This window comes from Halomonas profundus, from assembly GCF_020865425.1.
Taxonomy (GTDB): domain Bacteria; phylum Pseudomonadota; class Gammaproteobacteria; order Pseudomonadales; family Halomonadaceae; genus Vreelandella; species Vreelandella titanicae.
On record NZ_CP086344.1, the window covers coordinates 3,946,358 to 3,971,079 of the forward strand.

Consider the following 24,722-nt stretch of genomic DNA (forward strand, 5'->3'; position numbering starts at 1 on the left):
CTGAATAGCACTTTCCAGGTGAGCAAACCGCACCTCTAAAAGACTAAACGCGGATTCAGTACATTTGAAAGTTGTTTGCATTCTATTTTTAATTGCCCCGATATGCACGTACCACCTTTTGGGTAGGCATTTACTCTTGACTGAAGGCATACGAAACGCTTCAATAACAATGTTAATAATGTAACTTATTATCATTCAATAAATAAGGATGTGCTTGATGAAAACCGTACGCTTTGTTGCTCCGATGGCAGCGATGATGGTGGGCGCTACGTTTGCCGGTCAGGTCGCGGCAGACGAGCTCAACCTTTACTCCGCACGCCACTATGACTCTGACGAACGCCTCTACGATGCGTTCACCGAAGAGACAGGCATCGAAGTCAACATCCTTGAAGGCGACTCCGATCAACTGATCGAGCGCATTCAGCGCGAAGGCGTGGCCAGCCCTGCAGACATCATGCTCACCGTCGATGCTGGCCGCCTCTGGCGCGCTGAAGATGAAGGCATCTTCCAAAGCGTCGAGTCGGACGTTCTCAACGAGCGCCTGCCCGAGGCCATGCGCCACCCTGACGGCCTGTGGTTCGGCTTTAGTCAACGCGCCCGGGTTATTTTCTATAATCGCGAAAACTTCGATCCGAGCCAGATCACTAGCTACGAAGACCTTGCCAACCCGCAGTTTGAAGGCAAGGTGTGCATTCGCTCTTCCAACAACATTTACAACCAGTCGCTGCTGGCCGCAATGATCGAGCACCACGGTGAAGAGGGTGCTGAAGAGTGGGCCCAGGGCGTGGTCAATAACATGGCGCGGGATCCGGAAGGTGGTGATACCGACCAGATTCTGGGCGTGGCCAGCGGCGAGTGTGACATCGCTGTGGCTAACCACTACTACTATGTTCGCCTGCTAAAATCCGACGACGACGCCGAGCGTGAAGCGGCTCGCAAAGTGGGGATTATTTTTCCCAACCAGGGTGACCGCGGCACTCACGTGAACGTTGGCGGTGCCGGTGTGGTGGAAGGTGCGCCTAACCGCGAAAACGCCATTCGCTTCCTCGAATACCTGTCTTCCGACACTGCTCAGGAAATTTTCGCCTCCGGCAACAATGAGTTCCCGGTAGTTGACGGCATCAAGAAAGACCCGGTGCTGGAATCCTGGGGCAACTTCAAAACGGATGACGTGAACATCAGCGTACTGGGTGAGAACAACCCTGAAGCGATCCGCATTTTTGATCGCGTCGGCTGGCGTTAAGCCCCCCTGCCCGCATTGAAGGAAGAACCTCGCTAGGCAAAAATCACCTAAGTAGAGGCTAGAAACACCCGCAACTGCGGGTGTTTTGCGTTATAGCGCTTCTAAACATGCTGGCACTGGCGGAAAGCGCCGGGGACGACCATCTTCCTGCATATAGAGGGTACACACCTGACTTTCAGGCAGCTCTAATGGCACGTGGCTGGAAATAACCAGAATCCCATGCTGTGCGCGGCGCCCAAGGCTGGTGACTACATGACGCCGAGTTACCGCGTCAAGCCCGGCTAACGGCTCGTCGAGCAGCAGAATGGGCCGTCGCGCCAGCAGCACGCGTCCCAGGGCGATACGTCTCGCCTGACCTCCAGAGACGGCTGCTCCATACTCGCCCAAAGGTGTCTCAAGCCCCTGGGGCAACCCTCGCGCCCAGGTGCCTAGCGCCAAATCATCAAGAACGCTCCACAGCTCACTATCACCGGCATGACGGGCACCAAGGCGTAGATTTTCCGCCAGACTCATGTCAAACAAATCCCACTGTTGGGGCAGATAGCCGACGGCGTTGTGCATTGACCACTGCTCAATGGGATAACCATTAAGGCAACACTCCCCGGACAGCGGCAGCAACTCGCCGGCCAATACCTGCAACAAGGTCGATTTGCCACACCCCGAGGGGCCACGTAAACAGAGTATTTCACCGCTCTTCAACGCCAGGTTGATACGTTGCGGCCCCACCAATGCTCCAGGCAGGCGTGCTGTTAATTGGCTGACATTTAGCTGCCAGCTGGGCGGTGTGATTTCAACCTCCTCAATAGCGGCTTGCGCCCTCGGCGTCCCTTCCGACAGGGCATTGAGGCGATTCCGTGCGGCAAGGCTCGCGCCCAAGGCAAGAAAACTATGGGTCAGTGGTGCCAATATTTCCCCTAATGCCAGGATCGCCAAGACGGCGGCTAACAGCATTGGCACCGTCAAATGGCTGGCCGCTAACAGCGCTTCTGCCTGCCATAGCACACTAACGATGGCAGCTCCCAGCGCCACCTGCTGCAACGCGGTGGTCAGGCTGGCAAGCAGTTGCTGGCCCTCCTGATGCGCCAAGTAGTCGGCGTCCCATTTTTTCACTCGTTGGGCCATCTCTGGCCATCGCCCCCACAGCACTAATGAGGTAATGGCTGCCAAGGGCTCAATCAGTGCCACCCGACGACGCTCAGCAAGTTCGGCCCTCTGGCGTGCCTGATCAATACCACGCCATAACGCCAGTAACGGCAACCCCAGCCAGGCTAACAGCACTCCCGGCAAAGCAGCCCACATCAGGGTGCCACTCAGCCAGTAAAGTCCTGCCATGACAACCACCACCATTAGCCCGGCCCAGCCCCAGGGCAGGAGCGCCCGCAATACCACCTGATCAAGCTGGTCTATATCGGTCACAAGGCGATGCATAGCGTTGGCCGTACCGTGGTGAGAAGGACTGGAAGCCGCCTGCAATAATGGCTTTTTCCCCAATGCCATGAACAATCGACAACGCAGATCCTTCAGCAATCCTAGCGCGGCATCATGGGACGCTAGGCGTTCACCGTAGCGCCCGGCCGTGCGTACAATGGCGCACAGACGAATCAGCGCTGCGGGGCGAAAATAGTCGAAACCGAAGGCGGTCGCCGTCATCGTACCGGCAACCGCCGCCGCGGTAATAAACCAACCCGAGATAGCCAGCAAGCCAATCACAGCCAGCAGCGTGGCGGCGCCTAGCAAGAACGCCAGCGACCAGCCGCCACGCCGAAGCAACAGCAAATCACGCAGCCGGATAGTGGGAGGTTTTTCTACAGAGGGGGTCTTGTTTAATCGCAGCATGTCATGACCTCTTTCGATGACAGCTCAATTTGCCGATCGACCCACTCCAGCCCCGCCGACTCGTGACTGACGATAAGCACGCTACGCCCACGGCTAAGCTTTCCGATCAATGCATTGAGTTGCCAGGCGGCATCCGGATCAAGGTGGGCCGTGGGCTCATCGAATAGCCATAGCGCTGCATCGCGAAGCAGCAACTGCGCCAATCCCAAACGTTGCAGCTGGCCACCGGATAGCCCCTGTCCGCGCTCGCCCAGCTGCGTGGCAAGCCCATTACCGCGAAGCAGAATCGGCCACAGGCCAACCAGGGTCAGAACCTCAATAAGCTCTTGATCTGTTTTATCCGGGGCCGCCAAACGCAGGTTATCTGCAATGCTGCCGGACTGGATCGGTGGTTGCTGACTAAGGTAGCCAAGCTGGCGTTGCCAGGTGGCGCGGGACCACCGGGCAAGTTCGCAACCCTTCGCCTTCAGGCTGCCCTGGTAAGCGCTAAATCCCAACAACGCATGCAAAAGGCTCGACTTGCCCACTCCGCTTTCGCCCTGCACCAACACCCTTTCGCCCGCAGCCAGCGTGAGGTTAAGCGGCGCCAGACGAAGCCGACCGCCTTCACCCCGAACACTCAGCTCGCTACACTCCACGGTGAAAGACTCGACGTTTCTCGCTACCGGGGGTAGCGGTGCCTCTTGAGGCTGCCAAGTGTCAGCTTCCAGCAGAGGCATCAGCGCCTGCATGGCACCGATTGCTTCCGCCCGGGCATGATAGTCAGTGCCCAATTGGCGAAGCGGCGCATAGAACTCGGGCGCCAGCAGTAAAATAAACAGCGCCCCCTGATAGGGTACCGGCACCTCCGCTTTCGCCCAGGGCAAAAGGCCAAGCAGCCCTAAGCCGAGATAAAGCGCCACCAAGGCAATCGCCAGCGCGGCAAAAAACTCCAGCACCGCGCTGGATAGAAAGGCAAGTCTAAGCACCCGCATAGTACGTCCACGGTAGGCGTCACTCGCCTGGGCGACCTTGGTCTCTGCTTGGTCAGTTGCTCCCATGCGCTGTAGCGTCGCCATCCCACGAACCAGGTCGAGGAAGCGGCCCCCCATACGCGCCAGGGCGACGAACTGCTGCTGACTGGCACCCGCAGCCGCACGTCCCACCAGGATCATAAACAATGGCACCAACGGCGCGGTCATTAGCATCAATCCCGCGGCCAAGGGGCTGTGCAGCGCTACCACCGCCGCTATCAGGCAGGGCACTAGCACCGCCAGCAAGCTCTGTACCCGATAGCGGCTAACGTAGCCGTCCAAGGCATCCACCTGCTCCAGCACCTGAGTGGCCAAGGCGCCATCACTGCCAAATTGGCGCCTAACCGGCCCAAGGTGGCCAAGCTGCGTTAATAACTGGCTGCGTAAGGCGTCACGAGCACGCAGGCTGGCCTGACGAGACAGCCACTCCCGGCCAGCGTGGAGAAAAGGGCGTAGCACCATGCTAATGGCCAGCCCTGCTAGCCAAACCGTCGGATGGCCCGGCGACTCCCTACCCTGCCAAAGCAGTAACCAATGGTGAAAAATAGTGGCCAACAGCCAACTCTGGGCAATCAGCAATACCACGCCGATCATCGCTAGCAGCGTGGCGCCCCGCAACCACCAGCGTTGTTGGGCAAGGCAGCGGTTCAGCCGATGCCGCGGGTCATTGGCTTCAGTCGCTCCGCTCATGCTCGGATTCGCCTTCATAGCCATTCACTTCAAGCCACATGGCGTTAAGAATGCTGACGGCAGCCGCCAGCGTGACACCCAAAATCCAGGCGAAATACCACATACGACACCCTCCTCAGTAAAGCGCTTTGTCGTTATCACGAATAAATTGCTCGTTCAGGCGTCCGCGCATGACCCAGTAACTCCAGGCGGTATACAGCAGCACCAACGGCACGAAGATACACACCACCACAAACATGATCTTGAGCGTCAACTCGCTCGCCGTGGCATCCCACATGGTCAGGCTATGGTTGGGGTTCAGCGACGACGGCATCACGAAGGGAAACATCGTAACGCCCGTTGTGACCACCACCATGGCCATGGCGACAGCCGAACTGGTAAATGCCAGCGCATGGCGTCCCAGCTTCATGGTCAGCGCGCAGAGCACAAAACCTAAGACGCCCAGTACTGGCAGTAGCCACAACAGCGGGAAGCGGCTGTAGTTGGTCATCCAGCCGCCAGCACTGACCGCCACGATTTTACCGGTGGTATCGTTGTACCCCTGGGTGTCGATTACGCTAGTCACTTGGTAGCCATCAACGCCCAGGAGCAGCCACACCCCACCCAGTACGAACAGTGCCGCGCATATCAGTGCTGTCAGGCTGCCGATGGCCGCACTACGGCTGCGCAGTTCGCCCTCGGTTTTAAGCTGCAACCAAGCCGCTCCGTGGGTGACGAACATCATCAGGCTCAACAGCCCGGCCAATAGCGCAAAGGGGTTCAATAGGCCCAGCAAGCCGCCCTGATACTCCAGGCGCAGATAGTCATCGAACTGGAAGGGAACGCCTTGCAAGAGATTGCCAAAAGCGACACCAAAGATCAGCGCGGGAACGGCGGAGCCGATCGTCAAACCCCAATCCCAACGACGGCGCCATGTGGGATTTGCCAACTTGGAGCGATAATCGAACGCCAGGGGGCGAAGAAAAAGCGCGAACAGTGTCAGCATCAAGGCGAGATAGAAGCCGTTGAAGGCCGTTGCGTAAACTGGAGGCCAAGCGGCAAACAGTGCGCCCCCTGCGGTGACCAGCCAGACCTGATTACCGTCCCAATGAGGCGCCATGGAGTTGATCATCACCCGGCGCTCCTCATCGCCGCGCCCGACAACGTTGAGCAAGGCGGCAACGCCCATATCAAAACCATCGGTGACCGCGAAGCCCACCAATAGCACGCCGATCAGCACCCACCAGACAAACCTAAGGGTTTCGTAGTCCATCATCATGCCTCCCGTGCTGGGGTTGAAATTGGATAGTCAGACTCAGCGTCATCATCCAGATAACCGCTACCGGAGGGCCCTTTGCGGGCAAAGTGCTGCATCAGCCACATTTCGATGATGACGAAGATGGTGTAGAGGACGCCAATAGAAATCAGGGTAAACAGCACCTGCTCGGCCGTCAGGCTGGAAATGGCCAAGTGAACCGGCAGTATCTCGCCGATTGCCCACGGCTGACGCCCATATTCGGCCACGAACCAGCCCGCCTCACAGGCAATCCAAGGCAGCGGTAGGCTGAACAGCGCGAAGCGAAGTAGCCACCGGGACTTCTCTGGCTGACGACGTACGCTATGCCAGAAGGCCAGCGCAAACAGCAACAGCATGCTAAAGCCCGCGGCGACCATGGCCCGAAAAGACCAGAAAAGCGGCCAAACCTTGGGAATCGACGCTTCAACGGCTTGATCAATTTCGGCTGTGGTCGCATTGGCTACATCGTCGCTATAGGCACTGAGCAGTAGCCCATAACCAAGATCGCTGCGTACTTCCTCGAACCGAGCCATATCCCCTTCGCGCTCTTCATCACTGCGCAGGCGCTGCATGAGAGCGTAGGCCTCCTGGCCATTGACGATGCGTTCGCGGTGCTCTTCCTTAAGCTCTCGAATACCCATCACTTCGGTATTCAGCGAGCGCGTGGCGATCAAGCCCATCACACCAGGTATGCGGATGGCAAAGTCGGTGTGCTGTTCCGCCTCGTTGGGGAGCCCAAATAGCGTGAAAGCCGCAGGTGCGGGATGGGTTTGCCACTCTGCTTCGATGGCGGCCAGCTTGACCTTCTGCACGTCCCCCAGCTCATAGCCAGACTCATCGCCCAGTACAATGACCGATAGCGCGCTGGCCAACCCGAAGGCAGAAGCAATCGCAAAGCTGCGCCGCGCAAAGGCAATCTCACGCCCCTTGAGCAGGTACCAGCTTGAAATCGCCAACACGAAAATCGCCCCGGTGACGTACCCCGCTGACACGGTATGCACAAATTTGACTTGGGCGACGGGGTTGAGCAGTACCTCTGCAAAGCTGACCAACTCCATACGCATGGTGGCTAGGTTGAGCTCCGACCCTACGGGGTGCTGCATCCAGCCATTGGCTACCAGAATCCACAGGGCTGACATATTGGTCGCCAAGGCCATGAACCAGGTAACCGCCAGGTGCTTCTCTTTTGACAGGCGATCCCAGCCGAAGAAGAATAGCCCGACCAGCGTCGACTCAAGGAAGAACGCCATCAAGGCTTCTATCGCCAGGGGCGCTCCGAAAATATCGCCGACATAGTGAGAGTAGTACGACCAGTTAGTGCCGAACTGGAACTCCATGGCGATACCGGTCGTTACCCCTAACGCAAAGTTAATACCAAACAGCTTGCCCCAGAATTTGGTCATCTGACGATAAATGGTTTTACCGGTCATGACATAGACCGACTCCATGATCGCCAGAAGTATCGACAGCCCTAGCGTTAAGGGTACAAACAGGAAATGCACCATCGCCGTAAAGGCGAACTGCAACCTGGATAATTCAACAATGTCCATGAGTGACTCCCGATGGATAGCTTAAACACACCTTTCGCCCCACCGGGAAACCACAGACAGGTGCTAACCCAGGCAAAGCGATGTGTACAGGCTATTCCTCCACCCGAGCCAACAATTTGATCTTGATCAATTCCTTACTTAAGCATTGCACTGTTGCGACAATATGCCATCCACCCCCTTCCTCATTCAGAGGCGCAGGTGTAAACGAACGAGGCTTGCGGTGTTGGTAGTAGGCATTAGTGCGCTTCATCCCAATTGGCACCGCTCTCCGCTTCTACAATCAGCGGTACTTTCAGCTCAGCCGCGCCCTGCATGCGTTTTTGCACCTGCTCGATAAAGGCCTCGACCTGCTTCTCGGCGACTTCAAACACCAGTTCATCGTGCACCTGCATCACCATCAGCGCATCGAACTCGCCTTCCGCTAACCACGCATCCACATCGATCATCGCCTGCTTGATAATATCGGCGGCAGTGCCCTGCATCGGCGCGTTAATCGCGGTGCGCTCAGCGCCTTGGCGGCGGTTGCGGTTTTGCGACTGAATTTCCGGTAGGTAGAGCCGCCGACCCAGCACGGTTTCGACAAAGCCATCTTCAGCTGCCTGGGAGCGAATACGCTCCATATAACGGGCCACGCCAGGATAGCGGTCAAAGTAACGATCAATGTAGGTTTGCGCCTGGTTGCGCTCGATATGCAACTGACGCGACAACCCCCAGGCACTCATGCCGTAGATCAAGCCGAAGTTAATCGCTTTGGCGCTGCGGCGCTGATCGCCAGAGACCTTCTCAAGAGAGGTGCCGAAGACTTCTGCCGCCGTGGCGGTGTGAATATCACGCCCTTCGGCAAACGCTTCCAGCAGCCCTTTATCTTCAGATAAATGCGCCATAATGCGCAGCTCAATTTGCGAGTAATCGGCGGCAACAATACGGTAGCCAGGGCGGGCAATAAACGCCTGACGAATTTTGCGCCCCTCTTCGGTACGGATGGGAATGTTCTGTAAGTTGGGATCCGACGACGACAGCCGCCCGGTCGCAGTGACCGCCTGATGATAGCTGGTGTGTACCCGGCCAGTGGCTTTATTGAGCAAACGCGGTAGCTTATCGGTGTAGGTGGACTTCAGCTTGGCCAGCCCCCGGTGCTGCATAATCACCTTGGGCAGCGGGTAATCCAGCGCCAACTCTTCCAGCACACCTTCCGCGGTAGAAGGTGCGCCTTTAGGGGTTTTCTTGAGCACCGGAATTTTCTGCTCTTCAAACAGAATCTGCCCTAACTGCTTGGGTGAACCGAGATTAAATTCGCGCCCGGCCAGTTCAAACGCCTCGCGTTCTAATTCGCCAATGCGCTGCTCTAACTGTTGGCTCTGTTTGTGCAGTAGCTCAGCATCCACGGCGACACCGTTTCGCTCGATGCGCGAGAGCACTTTGATCAGCGGCAGCTCAATATTATCCAGCACCTCCGCCAGACGCCCTTCGCTCTCGACCTGGGGACGCAGCGCTTGCTGCAGCCGCAGGGTGATATCGACATCTTCGCAGGCGTATGGCGCCGCTTGCTCCAGGGCAATCTGGTTAAAGGTCAACTGCTTGGCGCCCTTACCGGCAATCTCTTCAAAGGAGATGGTCTTTTCACCCAAATACTTGAGCGCCAGCGAATCCATATCGTGCCGGGTGGCGGTGGAATTGAGCACATAGGAGGCCAGCATGGTGTCAGCAAAAGGGCCTGCCACGGAAATCGCATAGTTGGCCAACACGGAAATGTCGTACTTGAGGTTTTGGCCAATCTTGGTTTTTGTCGGGTCTTCCAGCAGCGGTTTTAGCGCCGCCAGCACCGTTTTACGGTCAAGCTGCTTAGGCGCATCCAGGTAGTCGTGGGCAAGCGGAATATAGGCCGCCTCACCCACTTCCAGCGACAAGCCAACGCCAACAATTTCCGCATCCATGTAATTAAGGCTGGTGGTTTCCAGATCGAAACAGAAGCGCTCGGCGTTTTGCAGCCGATCCAGCCAGCGCTCGAAGTCTGCCTGTTCGAGGATGACCTGATCTTCACGAACAGAGGCTTGCACAGAAGTGCTCGCCCCCTCGGACTCGCTACCACCTTCTTCAGCGCTTACGGGCGCAGGCTCGCCGCCTTTAACGTCATCCACGCCTTCGTCTTTGCCTTCCAGCAGCTCGCCCAGCCACTGGCGGAATTCCATCTCTTTATACAGGGTGACCAGCGCTTCGCGATCCGGATGAGCAATATCCAAATCATCCAAGCCCACCGGCAACTCGCAGTCGACTTTAATGGTGGCCAGCTGATAGGAGAGAAACGCCTGATCGCGATGCTCTTCAAGCTTCTTGGGCAGAGTTTTGGCGCCCCGGAAAGTGAGCGTTTTCACTCGTTCTAAGTCGCCATAAATGGTCTCCAGCCCGCCGCCCATGCCTTGCAGCAGGCCAATAGCGGTCTTCTCACCCACGCCGGGCACACCGGGAATGTTATCGACCTTGTCACCCATCAGAGCGAGAAAATCGATAATCAATGCGGGCGGCAGGCCGAATTTTTCTTCTACGCCCGCCTCATCCAGGGTTTCATCCTTCATGGTGTTCACCAGAGTGATATGGGCATTAACCAGTTGCGCCATATCCTTATCGCCGGTGGAGATCACTGCATCGCGGCCCGCCTGGGTGGCGTGATGGGCCAGGGTGCCAATCACATCGTCCGCCTCTACGCCGTCAACGCAAAGCAGCGGCAGGCCCAGCGCCTTCACGCAGGCGTGCAGCGGAGCGATCTGGCTGCGTAGGTCATCGGGCATCGGCGGGCGGTGCGCTTTATAGTCGCTGTACAGCTCATCGCGGAAGGTTTTGCCCGGCGCGTCAAACACCACCGCCATGGGGCTTTCGGGGTAATCCTTAATCAGCCGTTTGAGCATGTTTAACACGCCTTTCACCGCGCCCGTTGGCTGACCATTGGAGGTCGTTAGCGGCGGCAGCGCATGAAAGGCACGGTACAGATAGGAAGAGCCATCGACGAGGACGATCGGAGCGCGAGCCATAACCAAGTTCCATTGTTAGATAGGATTGCTTAAAAAGAATTGCCAATAAGAGTGCCTCACATGATACGCGTTGCACAGGCAGCCTGTAGAGCCAAACTCGACTCTCTTATCACAACAACGCTGCCAACTGAGCGACCAAGCCGCTACAATAATGGGCTTAGCAACCTGGGCGAGACTCTCATGGCTGTATTTACTCCGCTTAGCGACGCACAGGTCGCCGCGTTTTTAGAAAAATTTGATGTGGGCAGTTTTGTTTCCCTTAAGGGAGTCGCGAACGGCACCGAAAATTCGACTTTTTTTGTGACTACCGACCGCCGCGAACTGGTATTAACCCTGTTCGAACAGGGCGAACACGCAGAACTGCCGTTCTTTGTCGAACTGCTGGACTATTTGGACGAGCACCGCTTACCGGTGCCCGGCACCATTCATGACCGCGAAGGTATCGCGCTGCATAGCCTGGAGGGCAAGCCGGCGTTGCTATTCCCGCGCCTGCCTGGCCGCCATCCCGAGGCGCCCAATGTAGCCCAGTGCCATGCCTTAGGCGATACTTTGGGTCACCTGCACGTGGTGTCAAAGCGTTTCCCCGGCCACCGCCCCAACCCGCGGGATCTCAACTGGCTGCAGGTGATGCACCATAAAGTATTGAGTTACCTAAGCCCCGCGGATCAAACGTTGATGAAGGATGAAGTCGACGATTTCGAGAGCGCCTTTATGCGACACGGTGAGCTGCCCCAAGGCGCCCTGCACGGTGATCTGTTTCGTGACAACACCCTGTTTGAGGGTGACCAGCTTGGCGGTATTATCGACTTTTATAATGGCTGCACTGGGGATCTCCTGTTTGATCTGGCGATTGTGATCAACGACTGGGCCTCCAACGACGATGGCACTCTCAACGCTGAGCGCTACAATACGCTGTTGAGCGCCTACCTGGCGCGCCGGCCGTTAACGGCGGATGAACGGGAACTGTGGCCCACCATGCTGCGCATGACGGCGCTGCGCTACTGGCTGTCACGCCTGCTGGTGGTCTATGTTGATCCCCCGGCCCACGATTTGACGCCTCACGACCCCGAACGTTTTCGAACCATATTAACTGCGCGCATTGCCCACGGTGCATTGCCGCTACCTGAGGTTTCTGCATGAGTGTGATGGCGACGACTAGCCCTGCCCTTCGCGCACGGCGCACCTGGAATATCGATCAATGGGGTAGCGGTTACTTCGACGTGGATGATCAAGGTCAGGCCCTGGTGCGGCCGCTGGGTAGTGATGCGGAAGGCCCGGCGCTACCGCTGAGCGGCTTGGTTCGCCAGTTGCAGAGCGCTGGGCTGCGGCTGCCTGTGCTGGTACGCTTTAGCGATATTCTTCACGACCGGGTGGAGCAGCTGTGTGGCGCTTTTGATGCCGCCATGAGCGACTGCGACTACCAGGGCGGCTACACCGCCGTTTACCCGATTAAAGTGAACCAGCAGCGCAGAGTAGTCGAAGAGATTCTGGCCACCGCCGAGCGCGGCAACGGCCGTGTGGGGCTGGAAGCGGGCAGCAAGCCCGAGTTGCTGGCAGTGCTGGCTTTGTCTGATGGCGGCTCCTCGCTGATCGTCTGCAACGGTTACAAAGACCGCGAGTATGTGCGCTTGGCGCTGCTGGGTGAAAAACTCGGGCACAAGGTCTATTTGGTGGTCGAAAAGCTCTCCGAGCTGCAGTTGATTTTGGAAGAGGCGAGAGAACTGGATGTTACCCCGCGTATTGGCCTGCGCGCCCGCCTTGCCTCGGTGGGTAAGGGCAAATGGCAGAATACCGGCGGTGAAAAGTCTAAGTTCGGCCTCACCGCCAGCCAAATTCTCGAGGTGGTAGACACTCTGCGTCGCGAGGAGGCACTGAAAAGTCTGCAGCTCGTGCACTTCCACCTGGGTTCCCAGATCGCCAATATTCGCGATATTCAACGCGGTCTGCGTGAGTGCGCGCGCTTCTACCAGAACCTGATGCAGTTGGGCGCACCCATTGACACCGTCGATGTAGGTGGCGGCCTGGGTATCGATTACGAAGGCACTCGCTCGCGCAGCTTCTGCTCAGCTAACTATTCGATGCGTGAATACGCCCGCAACGTCGTCAGCGCCTTTGCCCAGCTCTGCCAAGAGGCGAACCTGCCACAGCCTCATCTCATTAGCGAATCCGGCCGTGCGCTAACTGCCCACCACGCGGTGCTGATCACTAACGTGATTGGCGAAGAGCGCATCGACGACACGCCGCCTGAACGGCATTCGGCAGGCGAGAGCCAAGAAGATGCCCAAGTAGAGCTGCTGTGGCGGGTGTTCGAGCAGTTAGCGACCGCCCAAGAGCCGCGCATGCTGGTGGAAGCGTGGCACGATCTGCTTCAAGCGGTTAGCGAACTGCAGGAACGTTTTGTGATGGGTTTGAGTAACATTACCGCCCGCGCTGAAGGTGAGCGGGTGTATATGGCTGCCTGCACACGGCTGCGCACTCAGTTGGATACTCGTAACCGTGCCCATCGCGAAATCATGGATGAACTGGCGGAGAAACTCGCCGATAAACTGTTCGTCAACTTCTCGCTATTCCAGTCGGTGCCTGATGTTTGGGGCATCGAGCAGATATTTCCGGTACTGCCCCTTAGCGGGCTGGATCAAGCGCCCACCCGGCGGGCAGTGATTCAGGATATCACCTGCGACTCCGACGGCCGCATCGACAGCTACGTCGACGGCCAGGGGGTCGAGAGCACCCTACCGCTTCCCGAGTGGGCTTCAGACGATGAACGCTGGCTAGGGTTCTTTCTAGTGGGCGCCTATCAGGAAATTCTTGGCGATCTACACAACCTGTTTGGCGACACCGACTCCGTTGATGCTGCGCTCAATGCCGACGGCGAGTGGACACTATCTAACCCGCTGGCCGGGGACTCAGTGGCCCAGGTACTTGCCTACGTCAACTTCAATGCCAATGTGCTCAAGCAGAAGCTCACCGACCAGCTAGCCGCCAGCGGCTTTACTGCCGACGAGCAAGCGCGCTTTGCGGCGAGCTTAAGCGAAGGTCTGGAAGGCTATACCTATCTTGAATAACCGATCTTGAAAACCAGTCTTGAATAGCCCGTACTGAATGGCACGTATTGGGTTACGCCAAACAGAAGCGCCCCCCTGATTTTGGGGTGGCGCTTCTTCACGATCCAACACTGTCCAGCAATTCTCTGCTTTTTTCGCTACTCGACTACGCTGGTTTCAACTACCAAACCACCGGTCAAGGTTAAACGCAGTGATGAACCGCGAACCAGCTCTCCAACGCCTGATGGCGTGCCGGTCAAAATCACATCGCCCGGCTCTAGAGTGAAGTGACGGCTCATTTCGGCTACCAAGGTTGGTATGGCGAAGATCATATCGGAGCCTTCACCGTGCTGGCGCTCTTCACCATCAATCTCAAGCGTGAAAGCCAGCGCGTTCCAGTTGGGAACACGGCTTAGCGGCAGAAACGACGAAAGCGGGCAAGCGCCATCAAAAGCTTTGGCGATTTCCCAGGGATGCCCTTTCTCTTTTAGCTTCGTCTGTACATCACGCAGCGTTAAATCCATCGCCAACCCGATACCGACAATCGCACGCTCGGCTTCATCCAGGGTGGCGTGGGTTAACGTTTCACCCACTAACAGCGCAAGCTCGGCTTCATAATGCACATCACCGCGTGAAAACGGCGGATCCAACGGTTTGGTTAGATCCACAACGCTGGTCGATGGCTTTATGAACAGCAGCGGCTCAGTGGGAACTGGATTATCCAGCTCTTTCGCATGGTCGGCATAATTACGGCCGATGCAGACAACCTTGCCCAGCGGGTGGGGAAACTCCTGGCCATCGGTAAACTGTGGAACAAAACGCATGGCGGGTATTCTCCTTCTCATTATGCGTGCCGCTTTCGCAACGACAGGCGCAACAGTTTACCCCACCTATACGAAGGTTCCACACCCTTCGGCCATGAATTTGTTTCCCCACTGCACGTTAGCGATATTGCTGGGCCTGTTGATCAGGGCTATGAGCCAGGAAATCAGGCCGTTGCTTAGCCGCGGCATAAGGCGCTTGGCAGCGATTATCCTGGCGGTTAAACACGCAGAACACGTTGCTACGCGGGTCAGGCGACAGGTTGGCGTTAGAAGCATGCAGCGTATTGCAATCGAACAGCAGCAAACCACCCGCCTTGCCTTTTGGCGCTTCAATACCGTGTTCCGCCACTAGCTCGGTAAGTGCCTCTGGGCTTGGCACGCCCACTTCCTGCGCTTTCAGCGAGCTTTTGTGGTTATCCTCCGGTGTTTCCCCCACGCACGGTACAAACTTTTTGTGCGAACCGGGGATCAGCATCAACGGACCATTGAACTCATGGTTGTCAGTTAAGATCAGCGATGCGCTAACCGCGTGCATCGCAGGCATGCCATCTTCCGCGTGCCACGTCTCAAAGTCGGAGTGCCAGTTAAAGCCCTTACCGGCAAATCCAGGCTTATAGTTAATACGCGACTGATGCACATAAGGGTCGTCGCCTATGATTTGACGAGCAGCGCCCGCGACACGCTCATCGCTGGCCAGCTTTCCCAACCGCTCAGAGAGGAAGTGCACCGCAAATAGCGAGCGGATTTCCTGGCTCTCTGGCTCAGTGACGCTGAAGTCTTGATTGAGGTACTTATCGTTACTCATCAACGCCTTCATTTCCTGACGCAGCCCCTCAAGCTCTGCGCCTTCAATGAGGTTAGGAATAAACAGAAACCCTTTACGTTCAAACTCATCAAGCTGCGCCTGGCTTAACGGGCCGGAAAGTTGACGGCCTTTGACAACCGCATCTTGGCGTGGCAGCCAGGTTTTCTCAGGAGGGGTGGTTAAGCGCGACGGGTAGGCATCCTGTACCTGTTGGCGCTGAACCTGAGTAGTGTGAACGTTAGGCGTATCGGCCATTTCGCTATATTGCTTATGGGCGGTTACAGCATTTAGTGGTGTGCTTTTGACTGTCATCTAATCCACTCCTTGTATGATTAGGTTTCAGATCGAACATATTGCACGTATAAAGATTAGCGTACATATAAATAAAACAGCACGATTCTAACATCGTGCAGGGAGTAGCCTAGACCACTAAAATTTCCTCGCAAGGCATGATTTCTGGTTTGATAACCTGAATTCAACTAATAAGTGCAGCACCTGCGGTTTCTAGTGCTCCTGAATATTCTCCTAAAAACACCTGGGCTGGGGTTCGATATCCCAGCCGCTTTCTGGGTCTATCGTTCAGCTTGTGAACAACGCGTCGCAGCTCTGCATTAGTCACCTTCCGGAAGTCTGTACCTTTCGGAAAATACTGCCTGATCAGGCCGTTGGTGTTCTCGTTTGTCCCACGCTGGCCTGAACAGTAAGGATCACAGAAATACACGGAGGCGCTAACCGCTTTTGCGACCGTCTCGTGGTCTGCAAACTCCGAGCCATTGTCGAGCGTGATCGTCTTCACCGCGCCCCGACGAGGCTTAAGTAAACGGACCATGGCTCTCTGCGTTAGTTCTGCCGTTACCTTTGGCAGACGTGCCGCCAACAAGTAGCCACTTCGTCGCTCTACCAACGTCACTATCCCCGCTTGCTTGTGCCCATAAAGCACCGTGTCGCCTTCCCAGTGACCGATGGTGAGGCGTTTTTCGATAGCAGGTGGCCGATGCTCTATCCCCACACGCTTAGGAATCTTGCCTAGTCCTGCACTTTTGGCATGGGCACGATGTTTACTGCGACGCTTGGGCTGGCGGAGGTGTCGCCACAAATCGCCACCCTTGGCCTTATCGTCCCAGATCAGCGAATAGACCCATTGATGACTAACTCCTATCCCCGTCAACGGCGCCATAAAACCGCTAATCTGCTCTGGACTCCACTCTTCTCTAAGCCTGTCAGCTACGGCATTGATCAGGCTAGGGAGTTGCTTTGTCCACTTCCAGGCGGAGCGGCGTCTCTGATCGCTGTAACGCTGCGCTTGTGCGGGTTCATATCCCTTGGCACCCGAATTACGTCTCAGCTCACGGCTCACGGTACTGCTGTGAATGCCAAGCTGTTGAGCAATCTGACGTTGGCTCAATCCTACATCCCTATGGGCAAAAATTTGATATCGTTGTGCCTGGGTCAGTTGTCGGTATCCCATACTCTGCTTCACTTTGGTCGGTAAGGCGGAGAGGGTACCGCTGCTGGCCCTCCTGCCTCTACCGTATGATCCAAAGTGCTGCAGTTATTCTATGAATTCAGGTAATGAAGTCAGCACAGACTGTGATGTGGTGCAGACAGTCGCCCGCCAACATTGATGAGCCGTGAGCTTGGGAGTTTCTTAGACCGGGAATACCCTTGAGCATCGCTTTACACCATTCGTTGTCTGGTGACGGGTTCTCAATGTGACGAAATCCGGCGTCAGAAACCCAACCATTAGTAAGCGCGACCCGGAGAAGTTTGCCTAGCATCATATGCTTTTCAGGCTTCACTTTGAGCTTGAGGGCGTACTCGATCAGGGTATAGATTTTCAAATGCACTTCTGGAGCCAGCGCATAGAAATAGTAGGTATAAAGCGCCATATTTTTTGCGACATTGAACTGCCCTTTAATCTCCTCAGGGACCGGGCGATTTAGACGCTCTTGCGATAAGAAATCGTGCATCTTTTCCAGGCTAGGAACACCACCACAAACCGCACCCATGAGACGGTGCTTTTCGTCCATTTCGGTTAGCTCATCGAGGCTCTTGAGTTCTTCCATGGTTTCCTATGCCTTACAGGTATTAGGTAGCACGCGCGTTTTCCCACTTGAACGAGCGTGCACGTTCAATGTTCTTATACCGCCACATCAAAACTTTGATTTTTTATAAAGTTCCCATTGATGCTGCGATATAACAGTGAAGCATTTATTCGCCGTGCGGAGCATGGCGAATAAATGCCTGTTGGACTAAGGCGCGTCCATCAGGCAGCTATTTAATAGGGGATTGTATTGATCAGCGTGCGGCCTGAGGTACCAAGCCGTGCATTGGCATGTCTGGGGTAACGCGCTCTGATCGTGAGTTTCGCCATCATTTCAGCACTTCCAAATCTAATTTAACCCAATGTAGCGCGCCTGATGGCTAAAATCCATCATCGGGACGAGCTTATCCATGACCCGCTAGCGAGCCGGTTAGCCAAGTCGGTTGTCGTCGTAGGGCGTTACATCATGCTCGATAGTGTTGATCCTTATGATTAGACGGTTGATCGTAGGTGTGGCGCTGGGGTGTGAGCGTCCCGATCATCCGCAATGTGGGTTGCTTGCAATGTGGACAGGTGTAGGCCAGCTCCGCATCGCTGGCAGCCATATCGGCACCCGGTGCTTGCTCAACCACCGCTAGTGCTCGACGAACCTGCATCAGACGTTGCCGACGGCAGCGATTGGCCAGAAAACCGTAGTGACGCACCCGCATCAGTCCTTTGGGCAGGACGTGAAGCAGGAAGCGGCGTACGAACTCCTCGCCATTGAGGATGAGCGACTTGTGTCGGTCATGGTCGCGATAGTCCTTGTAGCGTAGGGTCACCTGGTGCTCATCGACGGCCAGGATACGCGCGTTGCTGATGGCGATCTGGCGCGTGTAGCGCGCCAAGTAGCGAACTACCGTATGAGTGTGTTCAAGGCAGTCCTTGCTGTAAACCACCCAGTCAGTGGCCATCAGCGTGTTCAGTTGAGCATCGACATCTCCGGGCCGGTTTACCCGGTGGAGATCGCCTGCATTGGCGGCCTTGCGCAGAGCGCTCACCATGTGCCCGCGAAAGTGGCATGACAAGGCCCGCACCGGGAACAAGTAGTTGCTATGCGCCCCACGCCAGCGGCCATCGTCACCCAAGGCACCGCCTGGAATCAAACAGTGCAGATGCACATGTTGGCTCAGGTTCTGACCCCAAGTGTGAAGCACGGCGATCATCCCCATTTCGCCGCCAAGGCGTTTGGGGTCTCGTCCAAAAGTGCGCAGCGTTTGCCAAGCACTCTGGAACAGCAACCGGTGAATCACCTCGGGATGAAGCTGAACCCAGCCATTAAGACTGTGCGGCAGCGTGAACACGACGTGGTAATAGCGCACAGGCAAGATATTGGCCTGCTGACGTTCGGCCCATTGTTCTATGGCGCGGCCTTGGCACTGCGGGCAATGACGATCGCGGCAGCCAAAGTAGTGTGGCTGTACATGAGCGCAGTCGGAGCACTGCAAGACCATCCCGCCCATCGCCTCCGTTCGGCAGGCCAGCAGATGGGTACACACCCGTTGGCGCTGGCGATCAAGACCGGTTGGATCGAGAAAGCGGGTCAGCGCCTGTTGCAAGGTAGCGGCCTTAGTCATGGCTCACCTCCAAGGCGGCCACCAGGTCAATATGACACTGATCTCCCCCTTGCTGGCTCGGCAGCCAGTGCAGGTAGCGCATCGTCGACTGGAGGTGACGGTGGCCCAGTAGCCGCTGGAGCTGATGGACGGGAAGGCCTTGCTCCAGAACATGGGTAGCATAGGCATGGCGCAGACTATGGATGCCACCGACCCGCTCGATCCCGGCCAGGCGCTTGGCTTGGGTAAAGGCCTTCTGTGGCGCACTGGCGTGTAGGGCTTGATCGGGAAACAGAGCGCTCGGGAACAGCCATGTGACTGGCCGATAGGCGCGCCAGTAATCGCGCAAGCGATCAAGCAGGGTCACGGGTAGTAACACCATACGATCCTTGCCGCCCTTGCCCTGCGTCACACGGAGTTGGTAACGCTGGCTGTCGATGTCACTAACTCGCAGGTGGCAGACCTCGGTTACACGCAATCCGCAGCCGTAGCACAGTTCGAGCATCATGCGATGCTTGGCGTTTTGGCAGGCGGCCAGGATCCGCCGAACCTCGTCGCGGGTCAGCAGTTCTGGAATCCGCTGCGGTTTTTTGGGGACGGTGAGCGGCACATCAAACGAAGGCCACTGCAACACGTGCAAATACAGGAACCGCACGCCGTGCAGATAGACACGGCAACTGGCGGCGGACAAACCACGCTCCTGAACCAGGTGATTAAAGAAGTGTTGCAGGTCGTCGGTACTCAACGTGTCTGGCGGGCGGTGGAAATAACGTGCTAGTTCAGTGACCACCATCAGGTAGGTGTTGTGGGTACGTTGCGCAAAGCCACGCTGACGCATGGCCGCGATCATCTTCTGTCGCAAGGCAGTCATCGTCGTCACTCCTGTTGTATGACCCACGTGGGTCATACAACAGTGTGGCCCGATGAGGCAAAAAACGTGGTTCGTCGACAGCTACCGCGAAGCGGTTTAGTTCAACACCAATAAACACGCATGCCACCTTTGCCGGGAGGGCCGCTGTGGTCGAAACCGGAAGATCACCAATAGCTATCATTTTGGTCACTGCTTACCCCTTCCTCTTTAAATGGTGGGATCAGCAGTCTGTGCGACCTCCGATCCTGCAACAATCTCCAGTACTTGTCCCAAGTATTGCCTCGCCTCTTTAGGCTCTGTTGACTTCCGCAGGTACTCGGGTATTACCTCGACGAATTCGGACGTAGATACAGGTTCGAGCTCAACCAAAGCCTCTATCATCGCAGGTCGCAGCAGACACCTATCTTTAGGTGTATTTGGGAATTGCTTTGCGATAACAGTTTTGCTAAAAGCTTCAAGGCGATCACGTAAGCTAAATTCACTGCCTAATATTGATGACACTTCTTCATTATTCGTTTCTACCTCAACTTCGGCCTCCTCGAAACGATCAGCATCATGTTCGTAGAGATCCTCATCGACAGACATATCAGTTTTCAGACTATGCAATTCTCGAATAATCGGCTCAAGCTCACCTTTGGGATTACTAAACCAATCCGTTGACCAAATACGCCGAATCCGCCAGCCGAGCCGCTCTAAGACTTCTTGTCTCAAGCGATCACGATCCCTAGCTGATTTGGCAGAATGATATGTCGCCCCATCACATTCGATGCCCATCAAAAAACGACCGGGTTTACCCGGGTCCTTAACCGCTATATCTATAAAGAACCCTGCTACACCTACCTGAGCTTCACTTTCGAAACCGGCCTGGTGGAGCGCATCGATAACCGAGACCTCGAAGTCGCTGTCAGGAGATTTACCTGTATGGAGAGGCGTCCCATTCATACTGCCCTTCTCCGCATAGTCCAAGAAATCACGAAGGGCTATCACGCCACGCTTAGAGGTTTCTGAAATTAAAATATCGTCGGCACGCATGGAGCTAAAAATGTGCATCCGCTTTTTGGATCGAGTAAAAAGCACATTCAAACGCCGCCAACCTACATCAGAATTAATTGGGCCAAACCGCTGATAGACCCGCCCCCCAACCTCGCTTGGGCCATAAGTGCAAGAAATGAAGATCACGTCTCGTTCATCACCTTGAACATTTTCCAGGTTCTTAATGAACATGCCATCTTCCATATTCCTTAGACAATCTACGGCATCTGCGATTTTACTATCTGCTTTGCACTCTTCTTCTACTGCACGTTCAATCTGCTCCCGCTGCTTCGAGCTCATGGCAACGATGCCAAGCGACTCATTTGGATGATTGACGGCATGCTTCACAGCGGCCTTAGCTACAATACTTGCTTCTTCAACGTTGTATTGGTTTACAAAACGGCCACCTTTGACATAGTTGAACTTAACTCCATATTCCTGAGCCTTAGCGTGGGGCGATGGAAAAATCACAAGATCGTTGTCATAAAAGTTTCGATTCGAAAACGCGATCAAGCTTTCGTGCTGAGAGCGGTAGTGCCAACGCAGGCGACGCATTTTGAATAGAGGCAGGGAAGCATCAAGAATGCTATCTGTCTGCGTCATAGCAGCATTTTCCTCGTCATCATCATTCATATCCTGACGATCGAAGAAGCTTGTGGGTGGTAGTTGTTTTGGGTCTCCTACAACGACAAGTTGTGCACCACGAGCAATGACGCCTAGCGCATCCTCTGGTTTAACCTGCGAAGCCTCATCCATTACGACCAAATCAAATTGCAGGTGACCTGGTTTAAGATAATGAGCGGCGGACATGGGCCCCATCATGAAGCACGGCTTCAAAGCCAATAAGGCGTTGCTTGAACGATTAATTAGCTGACGAATTGGAATATGCTTTGTCTTTTTTCCAAGCTCATTTTTTATCAGAGCCATTTCTGTATATTCGGATTTTCTTCCCCCTGCATTGCCCCCAGGCACATGACGCTCCGCCAATACACTGGCAATTCTTTGACGCTGTAATGTCTTTAGTTTTTGGTCATATTCGCGAAAGGTAGTCTGAAGTGCTGCTTGATTCTTGCCAGATATTCGGCCTAGGTGTGGCCTTTGTGAGAGGATTTCTCTGGACAACTGATCAAATATCGCCAAATTCAAAGCTTTCCTTGCACTCTCGATACTGAGCCTGCCACTCGTCACCAGATGCCAAAGTGGCTCAAGCCCTTGTGCTTTCATCTCGTTTCGAATTCGGACGAAGTTGACCCAATCATTCAGCCACTCCGGCTTTCCAATCGCTAGTAGGTTTCTTTGCCTGATTTCATCTATATTCCAATCTTGATTAGTCAACCATTGCTCGGGCCTCAGCTCAGTCTTACTTTTAAACTGCTCGTATGCCTCTTCTTGATCGCTCCAATCCGAAATATAAGCATCTGCTTCATCCTTTAGCCGCTCATACTCACCATGCGTTTTAATCGCTAGGATTACCTTTCTGAGCGGTTCGAACCGCAGCTTGCGATGGACGTAGCTCGCGAAATCCAGTGTTTCCCGAATAGACTCTAGTGAAAGTTTGTTTTCTGCAGTTGGCCCAACTGACAACTCAGCCTCAGGAGCGAAGAGCTTATATAGCAGATCATTCTCTTCAAACGTTGAATGCTGCTTTTGTAAAGTTCTCAACTGTTCTATACAAGACTCAATTTCTTCAAGAGTAAACTCGTTGTTTTTAAACCATTGCTGAATCACATGCACGGCCGCTTTAAAGCGACGGTGTGCCGAAAGCAAAGAGCCTTGTTCGCCTGTAAGGTTTTGGTTCTGATGAAGCTCATGCCGGATGCCGGGCAGTACCGCCTGAATATCATCTAGTGAAGCGAGTATCTCCCTCAGTTCTTTTACGAACCCTTTCTGTTGAAGCTGCTGAATACCTTTGAATAGCTGAGCATCTAGTGAAAAAATGCCGTCTCCGATAGCCACCGTTTGACCAAAACCGATGCCATAAGTATTGCGAATTTGCTGATACCATTCACGAAGAAGTTTCAGCCCCTCTATATCCGTTTCCAGCCCTTCAAATGCAGGCCCTATTTGACGCTTGTACAACCGTGAATCGAATGTTTCCATTCCCGAGACATATTCTATTGCCTCAGATAGAACAGGATTGATCTGTTTTAATTTAATGTCAGGTTGTTTTGCAAACCCCTTAACCTGCTTGCGAGCTCGCCACCAATCCCCAGAGAACCATTTACTCATTCCCTCTCGCAATAGCTGTACTTGTAAAGCTTGTAATTCCTTTGAATCAGGTAATTTGTCAATATCAAAAACCTGCCTCACCCTTTCCCGCAGCGGCTTGAGGTGAAGAAGTTTTACGTCTAGAGCTTTCAGTGTGGCATCGAGGTCATCTTCATCAAAATGCTCCGAACGAAGGCTAATCATCCGGCTATCAAGCGCTCCAATCGCTTCAATCATTTTGATTGCAGCTTCGAGGCCCTCAACCGTCGGCTCTAAATTGGTATTTAATGGCGAAGGCAAAGCGACCTTCAATTCTTGCAGCTGTCGGTCAAGAGCCTTCAGTTCAGCTTCAACTTTCTCAAGTTTAATGGTTGCACGCACAATATTTGAGAAGAGTTCTTCTCGACATGCACCAGATAGGAGATGCAAGTCGGGGAATGCCGGCAAGGGCTCGTGATCTGGCAACAGTTTTCCGGACACTTTTTTAAGCGGCTGCACGTAGCCTCGATTCATAGTCCGCTGGACTCATATAGTCGTTGCTGGAGTGCAGCCGCACCCGATTATAAAATACCTCGATATACTCGAAGATCGCCTGCCTCGCTTCCTCTCGCGTCTTAAAGTCCTCGTGATACACCAACTCGGTCTTTAGAGTATGAAAGAAGCTTTCTGACGGGGCGTTGTCCCAACAGTTACCCTTGCGGCTCATGCTGCACTTGAACTCATGCTGCTTGAGCAAGCCCTGGAAACTATCCGAGGCATACTGGCTGCCACGGTCACTGTGAACCAGCAGACCGGCTGCTGGCCGACGCTTAAAGATCGCCATGGTCAGCGCGTCGTTCACCAACGCTGCCGGCATCCGGCTATCCATGGACCATCCGACGACCGCTCGTGAGCAAAGGTCAATGAAGACGGCTAGGTACAGCCAGCCCTCCCGTGTCGGGATATAGGTGATATCACCGACATAAGCCTGATCAGGCTCTGATGCCGTGAAGTTACGATTCAGCAGGTTCGCGGCTACCGGCTTGTTATGCTTTGAATTGGTCGTCGCTTTGAACTTGCGCCGCATCTTGCACTCAAGGCCCTCTTCACCCATCAATCGACCGATTCGACGGCGGCTGACGGTTTCTCCGTCTTCAGCCAGTTGCTTTTGAATACGCCGTGTTCCATAGGTTGAGCGGCTTTTTTTATGATGTTCACGAATACTGGCCTTCAACGCCTGATCATCCCGGACTCGCTGGCTGGACGGTCTAGTTCGCCACTCGTAATAGCCACTGCGAGAGACTTCAAACACTCGGCACATCAGGGCAGTGCTGAACGTGCCCCGATGCTCCTCGATGAAGCCGTACCTCAGTTCGATTCTTTGGCGAAGAAGGCCGCCGCCTTTTTTAACAGTTCCCGCTCTTCCTTCAGCCGAGCATTCTCACGCCGGAGTTGCTTCAACTCTTCATATAGGTGCTTGTCGTCAACCGCACTACTCGAATCACTCGTCTGCTTGCCATGGAATTTATCGATCCAAGTATGCAGCGTGTTGACGTTAACGCCCAACTCGCGCGCCGACTGGGCGATCGGTTGATCGGATTCCACCGCTAGTTTGACGGCGGCTTCTTTAAACTCGGCTGTATACGAATTGCTTTTTTTCTGACTCATGGCACACACCTTGATGGG

At 55.0% G+C, this 24,722-nt stretch carries 17 protein-coding genes; 3 read left to right on the forward strand and 14 right to left on the reverse strand.

What is annotated here, in order from left to right; translation table 11 throughout:
• The first annotated feature begins 217 nt into the window (after positions 1-217).
• A complete protein-coding gene (locus tag LMS44_RS18080; protein ID WP_159177312.1) occupies positions 218-1,243 on the forward strand; it encodes a Fe(3+) ABC transporter substrate-binding protein in 1,026 nt (341 codons plus the stop codon).
• Between the two features lie 90 nt (positions 1,244-1,333).
• Here LMS44_RS18080 and cydC read toward each other — a convergent pair whose 3' ends face one another.
• From cydC to polA, 6 genes are all read right to left on the reverse strand, one after another.
• Entirely contained in the window at positions 1,334-3,079 is a 1,746-nt protein-coding gene (cydC, locus tag LMS44_RS18085) for a thiol reductant ABC exporter subunit CydC (protein ID WP_159177313.1), read from the reverse strand.
• The gene (gene cydD, locus LMS44_RS18090) at positions 3,067-4,782 is read right to left on the reverse strand and encodes a thiol reductant ABC exporter subunit CydD (RefSeq protein WP_236557352.1); all 1,716 of its coding nucleotides are present in this window, start codon (positions 4,780-4,782) and stop codon (positions 3,067-3,069) included. The genes cydC and cydD overlap by 13 nt, the downstream gene beginning before the upstream one ends.
• The gene (cydX, locus tag LMS44_RS18095; RefSeq protein WP_053856982.1) at positions 4,766-4,885 is read right to left on the reverse strand and encodes a cytochrome bd-I oxidase subunit CydX; all 120 of its coding nucleotides are present in this window, start codon (positions 4,883-4,885) and stop codon (positions 4,766-4,768) included. Before cydX ends, cydD begins: the two co-directional genes overlap by 17 nt.
• Positions 4,886-4,897: 12 nt before the next feature.
• Complete coding sequence (gene cydB, locus LMS44_RS18100; RefSeq protein ID WP_022522058.1) at positions 4,898-6,040, reverse strand: cytochrome d ubiquinol oxidase subunit II; 1,143 nt, start codon at positions 6,038-6,040, stop codon at positions 4,898-4,900.
• Positions 6,037-7,608, reverse strand: coding sequence for a cytochrome ubiquinol oxidase subunit I (locus LMS44_RS18105; RefSeq protein ID WP_022522057.1), 1,572 nt, complete (start codon positions 7,606-7,608; stop codon positions 6,037-6,039). Before LMS44_RS18105 ends, cydB begins: the two co-directional genes overlap by 4 nt.
• A 236-nt stretch (positions 7,609-7,844) precedes the next feature.
• Positions 7,845-10,634, reverse strand: a complete 2,790-nt coding sequence (gene polA, locus LMS44_RS18110; protein WP_022522056.1) for a DNA polymerase I — start codon at positions 10,632-10,634, stop codon at positions 7,845-7,847.
• Between the two features lie 180 nt (positions 10,635-10,814).
• On the opposite strand from polA, the gene LMS44_RS18115 reads away from it, so the two are divergent.
• Complete coding sequence (locus tag LMS44_RS18115; protein ID WP_039860825.1) at positions 10,815-11,774, forward strand: homoserine kinase; 960 nt, start codon at positions 10,815-10,817, stop codon at positions 11,772-11,774.
• Positions 11,771-13,699, forward strand: a complete 1,929-nt coding sequence (gene speA / locus LMS44_RS18120; protein WP_022522054.1) for a biosynthetic arginine decarboxylase — start codon at positions 11,771-11,773, stop codon at positions 13,697-13,699. Before LMS44_RS18115 ends, speA begins: the two co-directional genes overlap by 4 nt.
• A gap of 137 nt (positions 13,700-13,836) precedes the next feature.
• Here the strand turns inward: speA and LMS44_RS18125 are convergent, their stop codons facing one another.
• From LMS44_RS18125 to LMS44_RS18160, 8 genes are all read right to left on the reverse strand, one after another.
• Positions 13,837-14,502, reverse strand: a complete 666-nt coding sequence (locus tag LMS44_RS18125) for a fumarylacetoacetate hydrolase family protein (protein ID WP_022522053.1) — start codon at positions 14,500-14,502, stop codon at positions 13,837-13,839.
• Between the two features lie 118 nt (positions 14,503-14,620).
• Positions 14,621-15,619, reverse strand: a complete 999-nt coding sequence (gene thpD, locus LMS44_RS18130) for an ectoine hydroxylase (RefSeq protein ID WP_476488491.1) — start codon at positions 15,617-15,619, stop codon at positions 14,621-14,623.
• A 163-nt stretch (positions 15,620-15,782) separates the two neighbouring features.
• The gene (locus LMS44_RS18135; protein WP_193054299.1) at positions 15,783-16,775 is read right to left on the reverse strand and encodes an IS30 family transposase; all 993 of its coding nucleotides are present in this window, start codon (positions 16,773-16,775) and stop codon (positions 15,783-15,785) included.
• Between the two features lie 97 nt (positions 16,776-16,872).
• Positions 16,873-17,373 (reverse strand): hypothetical protein, encoded by a 501-nt coding sequence (locus tag LMS44_RS18140; RefSeq protein ID WP_498945933.1) that lies wholly within the window; start codon positions 17,371-17,373, stop codon positions 16,873-16,875.
• A gap of 442 nt (positions 17,374-17,815) precedes the next feature.
• The gene (locus LMS44_RS18145; RefSeq protein WP_052475583.1) at positions 17,816-18,967 is read right to left on the reverse strand and encodes an IS91 family transposase; all 1,152 of its coding nucleotides are present in this window, start codon (positions 18,965-18,967) and stop codon (positions 17,816-17,818) included.
• Positions 18,960-19,817 carry a tyrosine-type recombinase/integrase gene (locus LMS44_RS18150; RefSeq protein WP_422154442.1) on the reverse strand — a complete coding sequence of 286 codons (858 nt, stop codon included), beginning with the start codon at positions 19,815-19,817 and terminating at the stop codon, positions 18,960-18,962. Before LMS44_RS18150 ends, LMS44_RS18145 begins: the two co-directional genes overlap by 8 nt.
• Positions 19,818-20,024: 207 nt before the next feature.
• Positions 20,025-23,570 carry a PDDEXK-like endonuclease domain-containing protein gene (locus LMS44_RS18155; RefSeq protein ID WP_498945935.1) on the reverse strand — a complete coding sequence of 1,182 codons (3,546 nt, stop codon included), beginning with the start codon at positions 23,568-23,570 and terminating at the stop codon, positions 20,025-20,027.
• Positions 23,542-24,704 (reverse strand): IS3 family transposase gene (locus LMS44_RS18160; protein WP_174788252.1). Its coding sequence is split into 2 segments (ribosomal slippage): positions 23,542-24,431 and positions 24,431-24,704, totalling 1,164 coding nucleotides; the frame shifts between segments, so codons are not numbered across the junction. Before LMS44_RS18160 ends, LMS44_RS18155 begins: the two co-directional genes overlap by 29 nt.
• Positions 24,705-24,722 lie beyond the last annotated feature (18 nt).